Here is an 18,205-nt window from a genome sequence, read left to right on the forward strand (position 1 = left end):
CCGTAGGATGGTCTCAGTTTTCTTTTCTGAGGCCGCTATGGATCTGTTACACACCCTGTTTCCCGCCGCGTTTGCCATGCTGGCACTATCGCACTTTGTCGCTCTGCTCAGCCCCGGTCCCGACTTTTTTCTGCTGACGGGCTATGCCATCCGCTACCGCCTGCGCGGCAGCATGGGCCTCTGCATCGGGATCGCCGCAGGCAACGCCGTCTACATTGCGCTGGCGATTATTGGCTGGAGCGAGCTGCGGCGCTCGCCGGTGCTGTTTTCAATTATCGAACTGGCGGGCGCGGCGTACCTGCTGTGGATCGGCAGCCATCTTATTCGCAGCAGGCCGGGCAACCTGGCGCTGCGGGGCGTCGATGCGGGCTGCCCGTCATTGGCAAAGCAATTGCTGATGGGCCTGGCTTCGGCGTTGCTCAACCCAAAAAATGCCCTGTTCTACCTGGCGCTAATGACCTCGCTGCTGGGGGCTAACGTCACCCTGCTTCAGCAGTCGGTAAGCGGCATCTGGATGGTGAGCGTGGTGCTGGTGTGGGATCTGCTGGTGGTGATGCTAATCGGTTTGCCGCCGGTGCAAAAACGCCTCTCGGCGGCGGTAGTGATTATCGAGCGGATCGCCGGTGCGGTGCTGATGGGATTTGGATTATGGATTTTGGCAGCAGGGTTTTTTGCCCTGACGTAAGCCCGGCAAGCATCGTGCCGCCGGGCAAACAGGTGCATGTTACCCCAGCACCCGCCGTACGCAGGACTTAAATACCTTCACGCCGAGGGCCAGCGCGTCGCGGTCAAAGTGCATCTCCGGGTGGTGCAGGCCCGGCGTCAGGTTGGCCCCCAGCCCCCAGAAGCCGCCTTTGATCTGCGGACGCAGGCGCAGGTAGTGGAAGAAATCTTCGCTGCCCGGCGTACTTTTCGGCTCGGTTAACCCGGCGTCGCCAAGCACCTCGCGAATAGCGCTGGCGATCACGCCGGTGGCGTCCTCGTCGATAATCGCCGCTGGCATCTCTTTCAGAATGCGGATATCAACGCTCGCGCCGTAGGCCTGAGCGCTGCTTTCAATTGCCCTCAGCACGCGTGCTTTCAGCTCCGTCATGCCTTCGTTCTCTGCCGAGCGCAGATCCCAAACCACCGTCGCCTCGGAAGGGATCGAGTTGGTTACCCCCGCGTCGCAGAGGAAGCGGGTCGCTTTGGCGCTCCAGGTCAGGGACGGCGACAGGTGAATACCGTTGACCGCCTGCACCGCATGCGCCCCGGCGTCAAGAGCGTTAACCCCCAGATGCGGACGCGCGCCGTGGGCCGCCTTGCCGTGAAAAATTGCTTCCACCGTGGCGGATGCAGAGTAGTACATGGCCGGAACCGCCTGCCCCATCGGGCACTCCTCCAGCGGGCGCAGGTGAAAGCCGAGCAGCATATCCACATCGTCGATCGCGCCGCCTTCGGTCATGGCAATCGCGCCGGTGCCCAGCTCTTCCGCAGGCTGGAAGAGGATCTTCAGCCGTCCCTGCTTAATGCCGCCTTCGGCAAGGATCTCCTGGGCGGTGGTCAGCACCACCGAGGAGTGGCCATCGTGGCCGCAGGTATGGCGTGCTACGTGCTGGCCGTCGATAATATGTCCGAGGGCATCCATATCGGCGCGCAGGGCCAGCACCGGCCCTGGACGTCCGCTCTCCAGCACGGCAACGATGCCGGTCGTGCCGTTGATGTTGCGGGTGACCTGGAACCCAGCGGCCTCCAGCTTATCAGCGATATAGGCTGAGGTTTTGAACTCCTCAAAGCCCAGCTCGGGGATGTGATGCAGATAGTTAAAGTGCTCTACGGTTTGCGACACGGCTGACTCCTTGACTGCCAGGCAGGTGAATTTATAGTTTTCAGGCAATAACGCTCATCACCAGCATGGCGATAACGGCGTTGAGAATGCTGACGCCCATCAGCAGCGGCCAGTATTTTTTCGGCACGTCAGCGACGCCGAGCAGGCGTCCCATGTACTGTAGCTGAGAGCCCATTAAAAAGATGGCCGGAGCCAGAATGGTGATCGCCGTGATATCCAGCGTGCCTTTGGTCAGCAGGCTCACCGCCACGCCGGTTCCCGCCGAGGAGGAGAGCCAGGCCGTCAGCAGCACGGTGATCGCCTCCCCCGGCAGGCCAAAAAGTCCCATCAGCGGCGCACAGATCTTACCGATAATCTGCATCACCCCCAGCAGGTTGAGCATCTCGGCAATGACGTAGGCCATCAGCACGTTCGGCATCAGGTTATTGATGGCGATATTAAACCCTTTGCGGGCGCCAACCACGAATATATCAAACGGGTTGCCGGAGACTTTGGCTTGATTACTCATGGGTGAAATCCTTCTTGTAAACAGTATTTAACGCCAGACGCACTATGGCGGCACCAACAAATTTCAGGACAAACATTAATATCAGAGGGATAATAATAGGGATGGTGAGCGAGGCGAACATCGCCGAACCAATAGAGAAGTAGTTATTAATCAGGCCGGCACCGGAATATTGCCATGCCCCCATAATCACCACGTCCTTCTGGCTAATTTTATTGCTGTCGTACAGCTCTTTGGTGAGTGCTGCCCCCGCATCGGTGCTCTGAAGATCGGTAATCAGCGCCAGGCCGGTATAGCCAGGAATACCGAGCAACGGACGCAGCAGCGGCGTCAGCAGCTTATGGGCCGCGCGGATCGCGCCGTAGTGGGTGAAGATTTCCAGCAGCCCGAGTGCCAGCATTACCGTCGGCACCAGCGACAGAGCGAAGAGGAAGCCCGCTTTGGCGCTGATGCCGCCGCTGCCGATGAAGGTGTTAGTCTCCGGCGACTTCATGGTGCCGAATGCCCCGCCGAGTGTAGTGAAGTCAAACGCCCCCAGCCACGCCATCCCCTCGACTTTAAAAAAGAAGCCGGAAAAGACCAGCAGAACAATAATCAGGGCAATCCAGGCTCCCGGCCCGACATGCCACTCATTTGCTTCTTCCTCTGCTGGACGCTCCAGCGTTTTTGATTCGCTCATCACTCCCCCTCCCATAACAAAAAACAGGTTTAATTTTCTGTGCGTTTTCAATTAAGCAGAAACCATGCCTCAATAATCGGCAGCGAAAAAATAATTTATTTTAATGGTGACGATTAAGAGATAAGTAAATTAACTTCTCTCACCTATGCAGGGCACCAGCCTGGTGCATCTGTCTTTTTATGGTGCGTATATTTTCTTAATTTTTTCGCGGCTACAAAAAATAACCGGAAATTCGATTATCTATAAACATTGGGGATTATAAATGCCTGGCGATGAATGTTATTGTTGCTTTCAGGTCAACAGACAGGAGCCAGGCGCGATGTTTCATGAACGACAGGTAGGCTATCTCTACGAAGTCAGTATTCAGGGCGGCATCCGCCGGGCTGCGGATATGCTGGGCATCAACCCCTCCGTCGTCAGCCGCCAGATAGCCCAGCTGGAACGTGCGCTCCAGCTCCCCCTGCTGGAGCGGCGCGGGCGTTCGGTGGTGCTGACCGAAGCGGGACGCCTGCTGGCGGCAGACTACTTCGAGGGCCGCCAGCGACGGGAGAAGCTGGAGAGCCACCTGAAGGATCTGCGCCATATGCGCGGCGGCAGCGTCTCGGTAAAGATTGGCGGCGGGTTGATTACGACCTTTATTGACGAGGTGATGTGCAGCTTTGCGCGCTCTTATCCGCACGTGTTTGTGGATATCACCGTCGGCAGCATGCAGGAGATGCTCAACGAGATTGCCAGCGGCGACGCCGACATGGCGCTGGCGTTCGGCCCTATCGGCACGCCGGAGCTGAAACGGCACAGCTTTCAGTGGGGGCCGATCTGTGCGGTGGTCTCCCCCGATCACCCTATCGCCACCCGTCCCTCTATAACCATTCAGGCGCTGATCGAACACCGGCTGATCGCCCTGACGGAGAACTTTGGCCTCCAGCGCCATATGAACGCGATGTTTAAAAGCGAGGGGTTGCAGTTCCACCCGGCCTACCGCTGCAACCTCTTCTCCACCGCCATGAGCCTAAGCCAGGCGGGGCTGGGAATCTCATTTATGACCGAATACGCTGCCGCGGGGCCGATAAGCCAGGGTTGGCTGAAGGCGGTGCCGCTCGATCACCCCATCGCCAGCAGCGCTCAGTGTCACCTGCTGCGTAATTCGGATCGTCGATTTACCCCGGCGGCGCACCATATGTGGCGACTGCTGCGGGATGCTTTTAGCGACAAGTGAAGCCGATGCGCAGAGTCAATTTTACCTACTCCACTTCTCCCCGCCGCAGCCCGATATCTCTTAGCTGCTCGTTACTCATTTTTTGCAGGATACGCTGCGCTTGCCTACGAAGATGCCACTTTTTGACTGCTCGCCAGAGCAGCACAAAGCCGATAAAGGGCCTTTTTGCCCTATTTTCATAAAATTCCATTCTCTGCCTCCTCGCGTTGACTGAAGCACTATTTTCAGCGAGAGCGGCATAAACAATACAGACTCACAAAACAGTTTTGTTTTCCATACAGATGCGCTAAAACGCTATCTGAATAGCGTCATCAGCACGGATCTGTACTGGTTTTTTTATCTGTATGGCAAGAGAGAGAGATACAGCATGGCACGTTACCAAAATCTGGCGAATATGCTGGCTGAGCGCATTGAGCAAGGGTTGTATCGCCACGGAGAAAAGCTCCCGTCGGTACGCAGCCTGAGCCAGGAGCATGGCGTAAGTATTAGTACCGTTCAGCAGGCGTACCAGACGCTGGAAACACGACAGCTTATTACCCCGCAGCCGCGATCCGGCTACTTTGTCGCGCCGCGCAAGGTTCAGCCGCCGGTTCCCCCTATGTCGCGGCCGGTACAGCGTCCGGTGGAGATCACCCAGTGGGATCAGGTGATCGACATGCTGAAAGGTCATAAAGATAAAGAGGTCATTCCCTTCAGCAGCGGCGCGCCCGATATTGAGCAGCCCAGCCTGCAACCGCTCTGGCGCGAGCTTAAACGCCTGGTACAGCACAATCTCAACGAGGTTCTTGGCTATGACTCTCTGACCGGCCGTCAGGAGCTACGGGAGCAGATCGCCCGCCTGATGCTAGACGGCGGATCGGTGGTGAGCGCGGAGGATATTATCGTCACCAGCGGCAGCCAGAGCGGGCTATCGCTGGCCCTGCTGGCGGTGTGCCAGCCTGGGGATATCGTCGCTATCGAGTCCCCTACCTATTACGGCACCATGCAGCTTCTGCGCAGCCTGGGTTTTAAGGTCATCGAGATCCCCACCGATCCGGAAACGGGCATGAGCGTGGAGGCGCTAGAGCTGGCACTTGACCAGTGGCCCATTAAGGGAATTATTACCGTGCCGAACTGTAATAATCCTCTCGGGTTTATTATGCCGGACGCACGCAAACGAGCGCTTCTCGCCCTTGCCCAGAGTCATGACATCGTGATTTTTGAAGATGATGTCTATGGCGAGCTGGCGACTGAGTATCCTCGTCCACGCACGATCCACTCCTGGGACATTGATGGCCGGGTAATACTGTGCAGCTCGTTCACCAAATCCGTCGCGCCTGGCCTGCGCGTCGGCTGGGTTGTGCCTGGCCGCTATCACGATCGTTTTCTGCAGATGAAGTACGCCCTGCTGGGTAGCAATGTCCCGGTCACCCAGCTCGCGGCGGCAAGCTTTATCAAAGAAGGTCATTATCATCGTCATATCAGACGGATGCGCCATCTCTATCAGCGTAATATGGCGATCTATACCTGCTGGGTACGGGAATATTTTCCGGAAGGGATCTGCATCACTCGCCCGATGGGCGGGTTTATGCTGTGGGTCGAGCCGCCCGAGCAGGTCGATATGGTGTGCGTGGCTAAGCAGCTGTGCCAGCTGAAAATCCAGGTTGCGCCGGGATCGCTGTTTTCGGCATCAGGCAAATATCGCAACTGCGTACGCATCAACTGCGCGTTGCCGCCAAACGAGAAGCATCAGGCGGTGATGGAGAAGCTGGGCAATGCGGTAAAAGTGGCAATGGAATAGCCCCCTCCCTGGCAGGAGGGGGACAATCGTTTATTTACTGACAACTACTTACTGACAACGACCAGCTTCTGGTTCACAAACTCTTTGATCCCCAGATCCGACAGCTCACGACCAAAGCCGGAGCGTTTGACGCCGCCAAACGGCAGCTCCGGCGCGGTATCGGTCAGGGAGTTGATGTAGACCATACCGGTCTCAATCCGCGACGCCAGCGCTTTTGCCCGGTCGATATTCTGGCTGAAGATGGACCCGCCCAGGCCGTAGTTGGAGTCGTTGGCCAGCTTCACCACCTCGTCATCATCTTTGACCACATAGATCTGCGCTACCGGGCCGAAGAACTCTTCGAAATAGGCCGGATTGTCGCGGGTAATGTGGGTCAAAATGGTCGGCTCAAAGAAGTTACCTTCGCGCTCAACGGGCTTACCGCCAAGATGCAGCTTCGCACCGTTTTTTACCGCCTCGTTAACCTGTTTGGTCAGGGTCTCCAGCGCGTCCTTAGACGACAGCGGGCCTAAGGTGGTGGACTCATCCATCGGGTCGCCAATCTTCACCTGGCGGAAGGCTTCGGTATATTTCTCCAGGAACTTATCGGCAACCGCCTCCTGCACAATAAAGCGCTTCGCGGCGGTGCAGACCTGCCCGGCGTTTTGCAGACGCGCCGTGACGCCCACCTCAACGGCTTTCTCCAGGTCGCTGTCGTCCAGCACGACAAAGACGTCGTTACCGCCCAGCTCAAGGGTGGCTTTCTTGAGCTTTTTGGCCGCCTGCGCCGCGACCGCGCTGCCCGCCGTCTCAGACCCGGTCAGGGCCACACCCTGGACGCGATCGTCGGCAATGATGTTGGATACCTGATCCGAAGAGATAAACAGGTTGGTGTACGCCCCCTCTGGCGCGCCCGCCTCCCGCACCAGCTGCTCGAAGATTTCCGCGCAGTGCGGCACGATGCTGGCGTGCTTAACGATAATCGGGTTACCGGCGGCCAGGTTCGGCGCCAGGACGCGCATCAGCTGATAGTAAGGGAAGTTCCACGGCTCCACCGCCATCAGCACGCCGATAGGGTGATGCTCAACCCAGGCGTCGCCCAGATCGGAAACGTATTTTACCGGTGCAAGGAAAGTATCGGCATTATCGGCGTAGTAGCGCGCAATATCGGCGCAGAGTTTCACTTCACCGCGGCTCTGCTCGATCAGTTTGCCCATCTCCTGGGTGGCGATCTTCGCCAGCTCTTCGCTGCGCTCCTCCAGCAGATTGGCAAGCTTAAGCAGGACGGGTAGACGCTGCTGAATATCGCCCTTCGACCATGAGGAGTGATATAGCGCATCCGCTTTACTCAGCGTCGCCTCGATATCCGCGTCACTATGGGATGGATACTCTTTAACGAGCTGATTTGTAAATGGGTTCACTGTCTGATAGGCCATCTCAAATACCTCCTGGTTAGCAGTAAAAGATGCTGATAAGGTTAATAAGGGTAGTTGAAATGCATGATGATGCATGGATTATCCGGCATAAACGGACGGTTCCGAATCCACCGTGAAGTGAAGAATAGCCCAGCGTTTGCGCGATGGGGCGTTCACCTTCTACGCTTAAACGCATGGATAAAATCACTGACCAAATATCGGGAGAGATCATGAGTGAAGCAACTATTCGCGGTATGGACCACATTGGTATTACCGTTCCGGACATCAAACAGGCTACCACTTTCCTGTGCGCCGCCCTGGGCGCGGAGTTGCTCTATGAGTCCGTCTCGCCCGGCCAGGAGATCGACCAGGACGCCCAGCAGCATACGCTGCGCCTTGCCCCGGGTACTCAGGTGAAAGCGGTCAGGATGCTGAAGCTGCACAATGGTCCAGGCATCGAGCTTTTTGAGATGCAGGGGCCGGATCAGGATCGCCCGCCACGGGCCAGCGACTACGGTCTACAGCACTTTGCGGTCTATACCGATAACATTGAGCAGGCAACGCAACGCTTCGAAGAGGCCGGGGGGAAGATGTTCACCGAGCCTAAGCCGCTTACCTTCCCTACCGAGTACGGCGACGGCAACCAGTTCTGCTACGGCAGCACGCCCTGGGGCGGCATCATTGAATTTATCTCTCGCCCTACGCCGATGCCCTATGAAAAAGAGACCGCTTCGCGGCGCTGGAAACCCTGATTCGGATTTCTATTTAATCGTCAGGGATCTATGATGAACAGATGGATAAATTAGCCGAACTTAAACGCGCCAAGCGCCTGGCCCTGTCGCTGCTGCTGATCGCTGCAGCAACCTTTGCCACCACGCTGTTTCTGCCGCCCACCCGTCTGGTAGGCGCAGTGAAGGCGGTGGCCGAAGCGGCCATGGTTGGCGCACTGGCCGACTGGTTTGCGGTGGTGGCGCTGTTTCGCCGCGTGCCGCTGCCCTTCATTTCCCGCCATACGGCGATCATCCCGCGTAATCAGGAGCGGATCGGCGACAATCTTGGCATCTTTGTGCAGGAGAAGTTTCTCGATACCCAGTCGCTGATTGCGCTGATTCGTCGCCATGAGCCCGCGCTGATGATCGGTACCTGGTTCAGCCAGCCGGATAACGCCCGTCGCGTAGGCCAGCACCTGCTCCAGGTAATGAGCGGCTTTCTCGATCTCACTGATGACGCGCGCATTCAGAATCTGCTCAAGCGCGCCGTACACAAGGCGATCGACAAAGTCGATCTCTCCGGCACTACCGCGCTGGTGCTGGAGAGCCTCACTAAAAACAACCGTCACCAGGTGCTGCTGGACTCGCTGATCGCCCAGCTGCTGACGCTTATCCAGCGCCAGAGCACGCGGGACTTTATCGCTCACCACATCGTGCGCTGGCTGAAGACCGAGCATCCCCGCAAGGCGAAGCTGCTGCCCACCGAGTGGCTGGGGGAGCAGAGCGCGGAGATGGTCTCCAGCGCCGTAAACTCCCTGCTGGATGACATCAGCCACGACCAGGCCCACCAGATCCGCCAGGCGTTTGACAAAGCGACCCTTAAGCTTATCGACCGGCTGAAGAACGATCCGGAGATGGCTGCCCGCGCTGAGAGCACCAAAACGTACCTGAAAGAGGACGAAGCCTTTAACCGCTATCTGGGGGAGCTGTGGGGAGATCTACGCAACTGGCTGAAGGCCGATATGGAGGGTGAAAATTCAAAAGTTCAGCTGCGCATTGCCGAGGCCGGGCAGTGGTTTGGCGAGACGCTGGTAGCGGACAGCGCCCTCCGTGCCTCATTTAATCAGCACCTTGAGCAGGCCGCCCGCAGCGTCGCGCCGGAGTTTGCCCAGTTCCTGACCCGTCACATCAGCGATACGGTCAAGAGCTGGGATGCGAAGGAGATGTCGCAGCAGATCGAGCTGAACATCGGCAAAGATCTGCAATTTATTCGCGTCAACGGTACGCTGGTCGGCGGCACCATCGGGCTGATCCTCTGGCTCCTGTCGCAGCTGCCGGGGCTGTTTGCCGGCTAATCAGGCCGGCGGGGGTATCACGTAGCGCGTGGCCTCAAAGCGGTTGAGCAGCAGATGCACCAGGAACACCATTGTCAGGGTGATGAGCAGCGACAAGGTAACCGAGATAATGCGGTAGAGATCGCTGAACACCAGATCCTGGTTCGGGTGCATGTTCTGGCCGAACATGATCCCGAGGGTGGAGATGCTGGCAAAGCCCACCCCGGCACCCACCTTCTCCATGGTATGCAGCCGTGCGCCCACCCCCAGTCCGAGGCAGATTAGCGGCATCATCAGCAGCATATGGCTGCTGTGATCGTAGAGCACCAGCTGGATCAGCAGAATATAGAGACAGCCCAATACCACCCCCGCTATTCGCCACAGGGAGCTGAGCACCGCGCCACGGTAGCTCATCGGGAAGAGGCTCAGCACGCCCGCCATCAGCGCCGACAGCGAGTCACTGAGGTTACACACCTGGAAAACGATAAAGATCAGCGTGGCCACCGTGCCGGAGAGCAGCGACTCGTGGCGGATCCGCGCGGCATCTTTCTCAATAACCGGCGGGCGCATACGCGGCTCAACGTCCGGGATCAGGTAGTGCAGTAGCGCGCTCAGGCAGACCGCCAGCACGCAGGCTTCAATATTCGAGAAGAACAGCACGTGCCAGTCGTTGGTGGGATAGCTCATGAAATTGAGCATCGTGCTCTGGCATACCACGCCCATCGAGCCAAAGAGAAACAGCGGTCCCTGGCTCATAAAGCGAAAGCGCACCACGTACAGAGCAAAGACCACCAGCGTCATGATCACCGGCCAGTGCGACAGAAAGCCGATGATCAGCACCATCTCAATGCAGTTGATTACCGAGCTGAAGATAAACTGCCTCGCCACGTGGCCATTAAAGACCGGCACCAGCGACATCAGCATCAGCGGGTAGACCACAAAAAAGACGCCGTACTGCACGTTGTAGAAGCTCGATATACTCAGGGCCAGCGTCCCCGCCAGGGCAATGCGCAGCGTCTGGCGGAAATCGTTAGCCGAGTAGACGACCTTGTCGTGAGGCGAAAAAAACCGGGCCAGCGTACTAATAGACATAATGCAGCAGGCTAACCAGATGAATTTGCAGGCCCGAGAAGAAGTGGGCAAACGGGCCTTCGCTGTTGTAGAGCTGAACGGTGGCGCGCGCCCCGGTCGGCAGCGGCTGCGCCAGCGGTTCGTCCAGTACCACGTGGATGCGCATCCGCTGGGCATCGCGCACCCAGCGGTTAGAGGTCTCCGGCTGGGAGAGATCGCCGTTTACCGCCTCCTGACCCGCCAGGATCCCAGCATCGCGGGAGGTGACTCGGGCATGGAAGACCTGGCCCGGCAGGGCGTCAAAGACCACCGCCGCATCCGTCCCCGGTTTGGTGTGGCGCAGGCTCTTCTCACGGAAGTCGGCCACGATATCGGTATTGTTGCTCACTAGCGCCAGCGCTGCCGATCCGGCAGAGGCGTACCAGCCAGGGCTAAGCTGCAGGTTACTGATGGTCCCGTCTGCTTCGGCGCGGATCTGCGTCCAGCCAAGGTTAAGCTGCGCCTCTTCCAGCGCGTTCTGGTACTTCTGCAGGGTAACGTTACGGCTATCGTCCCGGTCGCCACGCTGAATGTGCAGCGCGCGGATGTTTGCCAGCAGGTTACTGACCGACTGCTCGCTGGACTGCCACGCGGTACGGACCTTATCGAGATCCTGCTGGGAGACGTTCTGCGTAGCGCTCAGGCGCTGATAGCGATCAAAGGTCGCCTTATCGTTACGGGCCGTAAGCTGGGCGCTGGTCAGGCTCGCCTGCGAAGCGGCGATCTGCGCATCCAGCTGCTGATTGGTCAGATGCGCCTGACGCAGCGCAATTTGCGCCGCCTCGACGCGGTTGATAAACGGCGTGCGATCCAGCTCAAACAGCAGGTCGCCCTTCTTTACCTGGCTGTTGTTGTGCACATAGACCTGCGCGACGTAGCCAGAGACGCGGGCGGAAACGGGCGACACCACACGCATCACGGTGGAGTCCGGCGTCAGCGGGATCCAGATATCCGCAACGATAAAATAGACAAACATCAGCAGGAAAGAGGCAATACTGACCCTTACCCAGCGGGCGAATTTTTGTTCAGGCGTCATCATAATTATTATGTCTTACGGTGTTAGTGCAGGTGATGCAGCGGCGCAGGCAGGCGTGCCAGCGGCGTCTGTTGACAAAAGCGGGGTAAGCTAATGCTTATCAGGGGAACTATCAAGAAGTGGTCCGGTTAAGAGCATGGATTGCGAAAGGCTGCGGCTACTGTCAGCCCGGCAAGCCTGCGCCGCCGGGCATATCGAGCTATCCTCGCACACTTTTACTCGTCGAAGTACCAGTAGCCCTGGTTAATCAGCGCGGTGAGCTCGGCCACGCATGTTGGGTTACCAAGCGCCGCGCCCAGCTCGCTTTTACCAAGCGTGGTGTAGTGGCAGAGCGCATCCGCCGCTGCGGGATCGGACATCTCCAGCGGTTCGCTGTTGATAAACACGCTTTCGCCGACGTTCAGCACCCGCAGGCCGCTCAGGCGGGTCAGACACTCCCCCCCCATCAGGGCGTCCAGTACCTCATCCTGCGCATAGGGCGGCTCGGCGGGTGCGATATCCAGCTCGTGGCGCGGCGTGGTCACAAAGCTGCCGAACCACTGCTTAAACGTCTCGGGCTGCTGGATCATCTCGATCATCATCGTACGCAGACGATCGAGCTCATAGGCCTCTACCCGCCCCGGATGATCGCGGCAGGTGAGATCGGGATCGCTGTAGTGCTCGCCGCCGAGATCGTTTTCCAGGGCGTAATCAGCAAAGCTGCTGAGCAGATCCCTGCCGTTGGGTCCCCGGAAGCCGACGGAGTAGTTCAGCGCCGTAACATGGGTAATGCCGTCGTGCGGGAAGCCAGGCGGAATGTAGAGAATATCGCCCGGCTCAAGATCCTCATCGATAATCGGCGTAAAGGGGTCGACGTGCAGCAGCGCCGGATGCGGACAGAACTGACGCATCGGCAGCTTGTCACCCACTCGCCAGCGACGGCTACCCATCCCCTGAATAATAAAGACATCGTACTGATCAATATGCGGACCTACGCCACCGCCCGGCACGGAGAAGGAGATCATCAGGTCGTCCAGGCGCCAGTCCGGCAGCACGCGGAACGGACGCACAAGCTCGGCGGCGGGCATATGCCAGTGGTTGACGGCCTGGGCCAGCAGCGACCAGCCGGTTTCACCCAGGTTATCAAAGTGCTCAAACGGCCCGTTGCTGGCCTGCCACTGGCCGTTGTGATAGCTAACCAGGCGGCTGTCCACCTCCGGCTCCATCGCCAGCCCTGCCAGCTCGTCGGGAGTGATAGGATCAACAAAGTTGCGCAGCGCATTTTTTAAAACAACCGGTTGTTTTTGCCAGTATTTTTCCAGAAATTCCGGCCAGTTCAGATCGAGTTGGTAAGCCATAGGTTCACACCAGAGAGAGGACAAACGACCCTGATTATAAGGAGGTCGTTACCACCGCCGCCTTGTCATGGGTCAAGAGTCTGGCGAACCCACTATTTCTAAATAACTCTTTGAGTTTTTCTAAATAGCCAGCAGAGAAGCACTGTATATAATGACAGTCATTCTCTTTCGGCGTATCGCCTTTGTCTCTTTAAGGAGCCGTTACCATGGCAGATGAAAATTGTCTTGTAGATCCCGTTACGCAACGCCGTTTAACCGTCAGCTATGCGACACGCTTTCACGACCATGCTCATGTGCCAGCCATCGCCATAAAGGGCCAGTGGCTGGAGGAGGCCGGCTTCTCAACCGGCACAGAGATGGATGTTCGGGTGCTGAACGGCTGTATTGTGCTGATCGCCAAACCCGTAGAAGAGGAGCTGGTTCGCTCGGTACGGAAAATCAGCAAGCTTTCCCCCCGAAAGCAGCGCCAGGTACAGGACTACATCGACCTGGTCGCGGCGAAGAAACGGGTAAATTAAGCGTCTTGCGGCTGTTCGCTGGTAGCCGGCTCGCAGCGCGCCTGTAGATCCTGCATAAAAGCGGCGCTCAGCGTCGCCGGGGCCACTATGCGGATGTCAGGCAGCCAGTAGCGTAACCAGCGAAACAGCGTGTTCTGGTCGCTGATTGCCGTTGTAATGGTAATGCTCCCGTCATGGTGCTCCTTCAGCAGGCGCTGAGCAGGAAAAAACGGTCGGCGCGTCACGAACGTGGCCGCATGGGCAGAGACATGCAGCGTCACGTCGGCGCTGTTTATACCTTTACGCAGGGACTGACCCTCATGATGCGGAAAAAGATGCGCAACGCCAGCAAAGCTGGCGAACTCGGCCAGATGGCCCGCATGGAGCGATGGCAGCAGGTCCGCTGTCAGCTTAAAGCGCCCGCTCGATACCTCGTCCAGCACGTGGGCAAGCCTGGCGAGATCCCGGTAGGCCGTTCGCTCCGCAATGCCAAACCGCTCGCAAAGCCAGGTTTTATCGATGGTGACGCCCTGATAGAGCGCGCCAAAGGTTTCGCACAGGCGCTCAATGAGCAAATCGTATTTTGTACTGCCGTTATCCTTCATTGTTTACGTCCCGAAAGAGAAGGTCTTGAAAGGCGTTAAGATCTAATAATTAACGGCAGGCGCGTTGAAAACTATAATTATTTTTTTTAATTGAGTATTTACTCACTATAAAATTCATACTTTTTATTGATGGCGCGCTACATATATGAACAATTCTAATAATTTTTTATCACTCTTTAGCAATACTCAACTGGAAAAAGGGATTGCCAGCACTATACTTAACCGAAATTAACAAAATATATCTATAACTCTTTTTCTATTAAAAATTGCTCATGCAAAAGCATGAGGGAAAATATAACCCCTTGGATATACGCTTAAATTTCTTAAAGTTTTAACCGTTACCGCTTCGGTAAATTACGCTGCCCGTTATAAAAATTGATATTCGTTGGTTACGGATCACAAAAAATAAAAAACGCAGGAGAGAACGGGATGCCTATATTTGACAGCTTTTGGCAGGGGGGGTATGAGGGTGCCGATCACCGTAACGGTCAAGGTATGCCGCTCTCAATGAACGACATTACCGGGCACAATGCCAGAGTGCTAAGCGATTATATTTCTTTAAAGAAGTTAAATATTTCAACGGTACGGGAGAGCGTAGGCTGGCGTCTCGTTGAGCAGCCTCACGGATATGATTTTTCATCCGTTGCCGAAAAGATGCAGGCCGCAAACGAGGCCGGAGTACAAATCTGCTGGACGATCTGCCACTACGGCTGGCCGGACGATACCGATATTTTTTCACCCGATTTCGTGCCTCGCTTTGCGCGGCTCTGCGGGGCATTGGCCCGTTTTTTAGCGCCCTGGTACGTCTCTTCGCCCGTCTACTCCCCGGTCAATGAGATCTCGTTTACCAGCTGGAGCCTCTCGGTAGGGTTTTTCCGCTGTTCTGCGCCGCCGAGCATGGCTACGGGAGAAGAGAGCAAGCGCCAGCTGGTACGCGCAACGATTGCAGCCTGTGACGCTATCTGGGCTGCCGATCCCCGTGCACGCATTTTACACTGCGACCCGATTATTCATCTGGCCGCGCCGGACGAGAGTCCGGAATCGCTGGCCGCTACAGCAGGCCATTACAATTCACAGTATCAAACCTGGGACATGCTCTCGGGAAGAGTAGAACCGGAGCTGGGCGGGGCACCCCGTTACCTCGATCTCATTGGCGCGAACTACTATCACGATAACCAGTGGGAGAGCGGCAGCAACGCACGCCTGTGGTGGCATCTTGGCGATCCCCGGCGGGTCCCCCTTAGCCACATGTTACAAACGCTTTACCGTCGCTATGAGCGTCCGATCCTGCTGGCTGAGACCAGCCACGTTGGCAGCGGACGCGGGGCATGGATAAGCCAGATAGCGACAGAGGTAGCCCAGGCGCAGCTGGCAGGCGTCGCGCTACATGGGGTATGTCTTTATCCCGCCATCGATCGGCCCGACTGGGAGGATTTGAGCCGTTGGCATCGCAGCGGACTATGGGAACTTGACCATCAGGGCACGGACCCACTGGCACGCATACTTGATCCTGTTTATGCCGCCGCTTTGCAAAAGGCGCAGCACACACTGGGTCTGTTCCAATCCCGATTATGCGATCTGAATGACGCTAAGAATAGTAGCGACCCTATGAAAAAACTGTATATCTTTAGCCATCTGCGCTGGGACTTTGTCTTTCAGCGCCCGCAGCACCTCCTGACCCGGCTGGCGAAGCACTACCAGATCTACTTTATTGAAGAGCCCACGTTCGCGCCTCCGCCCGCCAGCTTAAGCCTGACGCACCCTGCGCCCAATGTGACCGTGATAAAGCCGCATACGCCGCTTCAGGTGCATGGCTTCCATGATAGCCAGATAGCCTACCTCCAGCCGCTGCTGGCAGATATTGTTGATGAAAATGAGTCGCCGCTGGTCTGGTTCTACACGCCGATGGCGCTGCCGCTGCTGGCGGTCTTTAACCCTTCGCTGGTGATCTACGACTGCATGGATGAGCTGGCCGCGTTTGAAAATGCGCCCAGGCAGCTTCTGCAGCGTGAATCCGCCCTGCTCAACCGGGCCGAGCTGGTCTTTACCGGCGGGCCCAGCCTCTATAATGCAAAGTCGGGGCGGCATGAGAATATCCACTGCTTTACCAGCAGCGTAGACGCCATCCACTTTGAGCAGGCGCTTGACCGCAATAACTATCATCCGCTGATCAAGGATCTGCCGCACCCGCGTCTGGGGTATTGCGGCGTCATCGACGAGCGGATGGATCTCGATCTGCTGGCGGCCATTGCCGATGCTCACCCGGAGTGGCAGGTCATTATGGTTGGGCCGGTGGTCAAAATCGATCCGGCAAGCCTGCCCCAGCGCCCTAATATTCACTATCTCGGCATGCAGCCTTACCAGGCCCTGCCTCATTTTCTGGCCGGGTGGGATGTCTGTCTGATGCCGTTTGCCCTTAACGCTTCAACGCGCTATATCAGCCCGACCAAGGTACTTGAATATATGGCTGCGCTACTCCCGGTGGTCAGTACAGCGATCACCGACGTGGTCGAGCCCTATAAGCATGTGGTGGCCATCGGCTACGATCGTGCGGGCTTTGTGCGCGCCTGTGAAAAGATGCTCGCCCTGACCCCTGAAGCCAGGCAGACGATGCAGCGTGAGATGAAGCGGATCGTTGATAGCACCTCCTGGGACGTCACGGCGCAGGCCATGCACGGCCTGATTGAGAAAGAGCTGGCAAAATCGGCCCTGCAACGCGTAGCGACCCCTACCCCACAGGCGGCAAATGATGCAGCACGTAAAAACACAGCGCTGAAGCTCAAACCTTCTCGCAGCGAAAATGCTATTCCTGCCCGCTGCCTGATCCTCGGCGGTGGCCCCACGGGCCTGAGCGCGGCATATCACTACGGCTCGCAGGCGGTTCTGCTGGAGCGCAACGAGAGCGTCGGCGGCTGGTGCCGCTCCATTCAAGACGGCGGCTTTACCTTCGACTACGCCGGGCACATCATGTTCTCGAACGATCCCTATGTGCTGGAGCTGTATGACATGCTGCTGGGTGACAACCTGCACTGGCAGATGCGCGAGGCCTGGATCTATACCGATGGCGTCTACACGCGCTACCCCTTCCAGGGAGCGCTGTATGGTCTGCCGACCGAGACCATCAAAGAGTGCATTCTCGGCGCAATTGAAGCCAAGTACAGCAGCACGGCGCAGATGCCACCGGAGAATTTCGAACGCTTTATCTATCAGGTCTGGGGCGCGGGTATCGCCAGGCATTTTGCCATCCCCTATAACCAGAAGCTGTGGACCGTGCCGCTCTCTGAGATGGAGACCTCATGGCTTGGCGGGCGCGTGCCGCTGCCGGATCTGGCTCAGATTGTTGAAGGTGCAGTAGAGCCGGTCGGCAAGCCGATGGGTCCCAACGCCCGCTTTGGCTATCCGTTGAAGGGTGGCTTCCAGGCGCTGATGTCGGCTTTTCTACCGCATATCAAAGGCGTAGTGGAGACCAGCAGTGAGATCACCCATATTCTGGCCAACCAGCATATCGCGGTTCTCGCCGACGGCAGGCAGTTCCATTATGAGCAGCTGATCAGCACCATGCCCCTGCCGGAGCTGATTCGCATCATTGGCGATGAGGCCCCGGACGAGGTGGTTGCGGCGGCGAACGGGCTGCACCATGTCTCGGTGCGCTGCGTAAACCTCGGCATTGGCCGGGCCAACCTCACCGATAAGCACTGGATCTACTTTGCTGGCGACACCATTTTCCACCGCATCTTTGTGCAGGGTAATACCAGCCCTGAGTGTAATCCGCCGGGCGGCTGCGGCCTGACCTGCGAGATCACCTACTCCGAGCATAAGCCGCTGCCGGTTGATGGTCAGGCGCTGATCGATCGCTGTATTGCCGAGTGCATTGAGATCGGCATCTTTACTGCGGAAGATGAGGTGCTGGTGGCTAACCAGCTGGATATTCCCTATGCCTACGTAGTTTACGATCACGAGCGGTCGAAAAACGTCGAGACGGTGCGCCAGTGGCTGCTGACTCAGGATATCGTGCTCGCGGGCCGCTACAGCGAGTGGGAGTACTACAACTCCGATCATGCGTTTATTGCCGGGAAAAATGCCGCTGAGAAGGTGAAGAACAGCGTCAGTCGGCGCGGAGCGGGCGCTTAACGCCATAAAAAAACCCGGAAGATATCTTCCGGGTTTTTTGTCT

16 protein-coding genes are annotated in these 18,205 nt (G+C 57.4%); 7 read left to right on the plus strand and 9 right to left on the minus strand.

Translation table 11 applies throughout. The annotated features are described in order from the left end of the window. The first annotated feature begins 37 nt into the window (after positions 1-37). Positions 38-685 (plus strand): LysE family translocator, encoded by a 648-nt coding sequence (locus tag RTP97_RS09635; RefSeq protein ID WP_312413019.1) that lies wholly within the window; start codon positions 38-40, stop codon positions 683-685. A 39-nt stretch (positions 686-724) separates the two neighbouring features. Here RTP97_RS09635 and RTP97_RS09640 read toward each other — a convergent pair whose 3' ends face one another. From RTP97_RS09640 to RTP97_RS09650, 3 genes are read right to left on the minus strand one after another with little or no spacing between them, the layout of a single operon-like run. Continuing rightward, positions 725-1,828 carry a M20 peptidase aminoacylase family protein gene (locus RTP97_RS09640; RefSeq protein WP_312413020.1) on the minus strand — a complete coding sequence of 368 codons (1,104 nt, stop codon included), beginning with the start codon at positions 1,826-1,828 and terminating at the stop codon, positions 725-727. Between the two features lie 40 nt (positions 1,829-1,868). Next, positions 1,869-2,336: a YjiG family protein gene (locus RTP97_RS09645; protein ID WP_312413023.1), complete on the minus strand. Its 468-nt coding sequence runs from the start codon at positions 2,334-2,336 to the stop codon at positions 1,869-1,871. Beyond that, positions 2,329-3,012, minus strand: coding sequence for a nucleoside recognition domain-containing protein (locus RTP97_RS09650; protein WP_312413026.1), 684 nt, complete (start codon positions 3,010-3,012; stop codon positions 2,329-2,331). The genes RTP97_RS09645 and RTP97_RS09650 overlap by 8 nt, the downstream gene beginning before the upstream one ends. Before the next feature lie 319 nt (positions 3,013-3,331). Between RTP97_RS09650 and RTP97_RS09655 the strand changes: the two genes are divergently transcribed. Then, on the plus strand, positions 3,332-4,228 hold the full coding sequence (locus tag RTP97_RS09655) for a LysR family transcriptional regulator (RefSeq protein ID WP_312413029.1): 897 nt from the start codon (positions 3,332-3,334) through the stop codon (positions 4,226-4,228). A 25-nt stretch (positions 4,229-4,253) separates the two neighbouring features. Here RTP97_RS09655 and RTP97_RS09660 read toward each other — a convergent pair whose 3' ends face one another. Beyond that, complete coding sequence (locus RTP97_RS09660; RefSeq protein ID WP_312413032.1) at positions 4,254-4,418, minus strand: DUF1127 domain-containing protein; 165 nt, start codon at positions 4,416-4,418, stop codon at positions 4,254-4,256. A gap of 177 nt (positions 4,419-4,595) precedes the next feature. Here RTP97_RS09660 and RTP97_RS09665 point away from each other — a divergent pair, with 177 nt between their 5' ends. After that, positions 4,596-6,008: a PLP-dependent aminotransferase family protein gene (locus RTP97_RS09665; RefSeq protein ID WP_312413035.1), complete on the plus strand. Its 1,413-nt coding sequence runs from the start codon at positions 4,596-4,598 to the stop codon at positions 6,006-6,008. A gap of 44 nt (positions 6,009-6,052) precedes the next feature. Here RTP97_RS09665 and RTP97_RS09670 read toward each other — a convergent pair whose 3' ends face one another. Beyond that, entirely contained in the window at positions 6,053-7,423 is a 1,371-nt protein-coding gene (locus tag RTP97_RS09670; RefSeq protein WP_312413038.1) for an NAD-dependent succinate-semialdehyde dehydrogenase, read from the minus strand. A 209-nt stretch (positions 7,424-7,632) separates the two neighbouring features. Between RTP97_RS09670 and RTP97_RS09675 the strand changes: the two genes are divergently transcribed. Both RTP97_RS09675 and RTP97_RS09680 read left to right on the plus strand, forming a co-directional pair. Further along, on the plus strand, positions 7,633-8,154 hold the full coding sequence (locus RTP97_RS09675) for a VOC family protein (protein WP_312413040.1): 522 nt from the start codon (positions 7,633-7,635) through the stop codon (positions 8,152-8,154). A gap of 41 nt (positions 8,155-8,195) precedes the next feature. Further along, positions 8,196-9,467, plus strand: coding sequence for a DUF445 domain-containing protein (locus RTP97_RS09680; protein ID WP_312413043.1), 1,272 nt, complete (start codon positions 8,196-8,198; stop codon positions 9,465-9,467). On the opposite strand, the gene RTP97_RS09685 is transcribed toward RTP97_RS09680, so the two are convergent. The 3 genes from RTP97_RS09685 to RTP97_RS09695 form a co-directional block, all read right to left on the minus strand. Continuing rightward, positions 9,468-10,538 (minus strand): DUF2955 domain-containing protein, encoded by a 1,071-nt coding sequence (locus RTP97_RS09685; RefSeq protein WP_312413046.1) that lies wholly within the window; start codon positions 10,536-10,538, stop codon positions 9,468-9,470. Next, positions 10,528-11,595 (minus strand): HlyD family secretion protein, encoded by a 1,068-nt coding sequence (locus RTP97_RS09690; RefSeq protein WP_312413049.1) that lies wholly within the window; start codon positions 11,593-11,595, stop codon positions 10,528-10,530. The genes RTP97_RS09685 and RTP97_RS09690 overlap by 11 nt, the downstream gene beginning before the upstream one ends. Before the next feature lie 212 nt (positions 11,596-11,807). Further along, a complete protein-coding gene (locus RTP97_RS09695; protein WP_312413051.1) occupies positions 11,808-12,929 on the minus strand; it encodes a cupin domain-containing protein in 1,122 nt (373 codons plus the stop codon). A gap of 206 nt (positions 12,930-13,135) precedes the next feature. On the opposite strand from RTP97_RS09695, the gene symE reads away from it, so the two are divergent. Continuing rightward, positions 13,136-13,447, plus strand: coding sequence for an endoribonuclease SymE (gene symE / locus RTP97_RS09700; protein ID WP_312413054.1), 312 nt, complete (start codon positions 13,136-13,138; stop codon positions 13,445-13,447). Here symE and RTP97_RS09705 read toward each other — a convergent pair. Next, the gene (locus tag RTP97_RS09705; RefSeq protein ID WP_312413057.1) at positions 13,444-14,031 is read right to left on the minus strand and encodes a WYL domain-containing protein; all 588 of its coding nucleotides are present in this window, start codon (positions 14,029-14,031) and stop codon (positions 13,444-13,446) included. The two genes, symE and RTP97_RS09705, sit on opposite strands and share 4 nt — an antisense overlap. Positions 14,032-14,460: 429 nt before the next feature. Here RTP97_RS09705 and RTP97_RS09710 point away from each other — a divergent pair, with 429 nt between their 5' ends. Further along, on the plus strand, positions 14,461-18,162 hold the full coding sequence (locus RTP97_RS09710; protein WP_312413059.1) for an NAD(P)-binding protein: 3,702 nt from the start codon (positions 14,461-14,463) through the stop codon (positions 18,160-18,162). The last annotated feature ends 43 nt before the right edge of the window (positions 18,163-18,205 follow it).

The sequence above is a fragment of the Pseudescherichia sp. genome (assembly GCF_031998825.1).
Taxonomy (GTDB): domain Bacteria; phylum Pseudomonadota; class Gammaproteobacteria; order Enterobacterales; family Enterobacteriaceae; genus Pseudescherichia.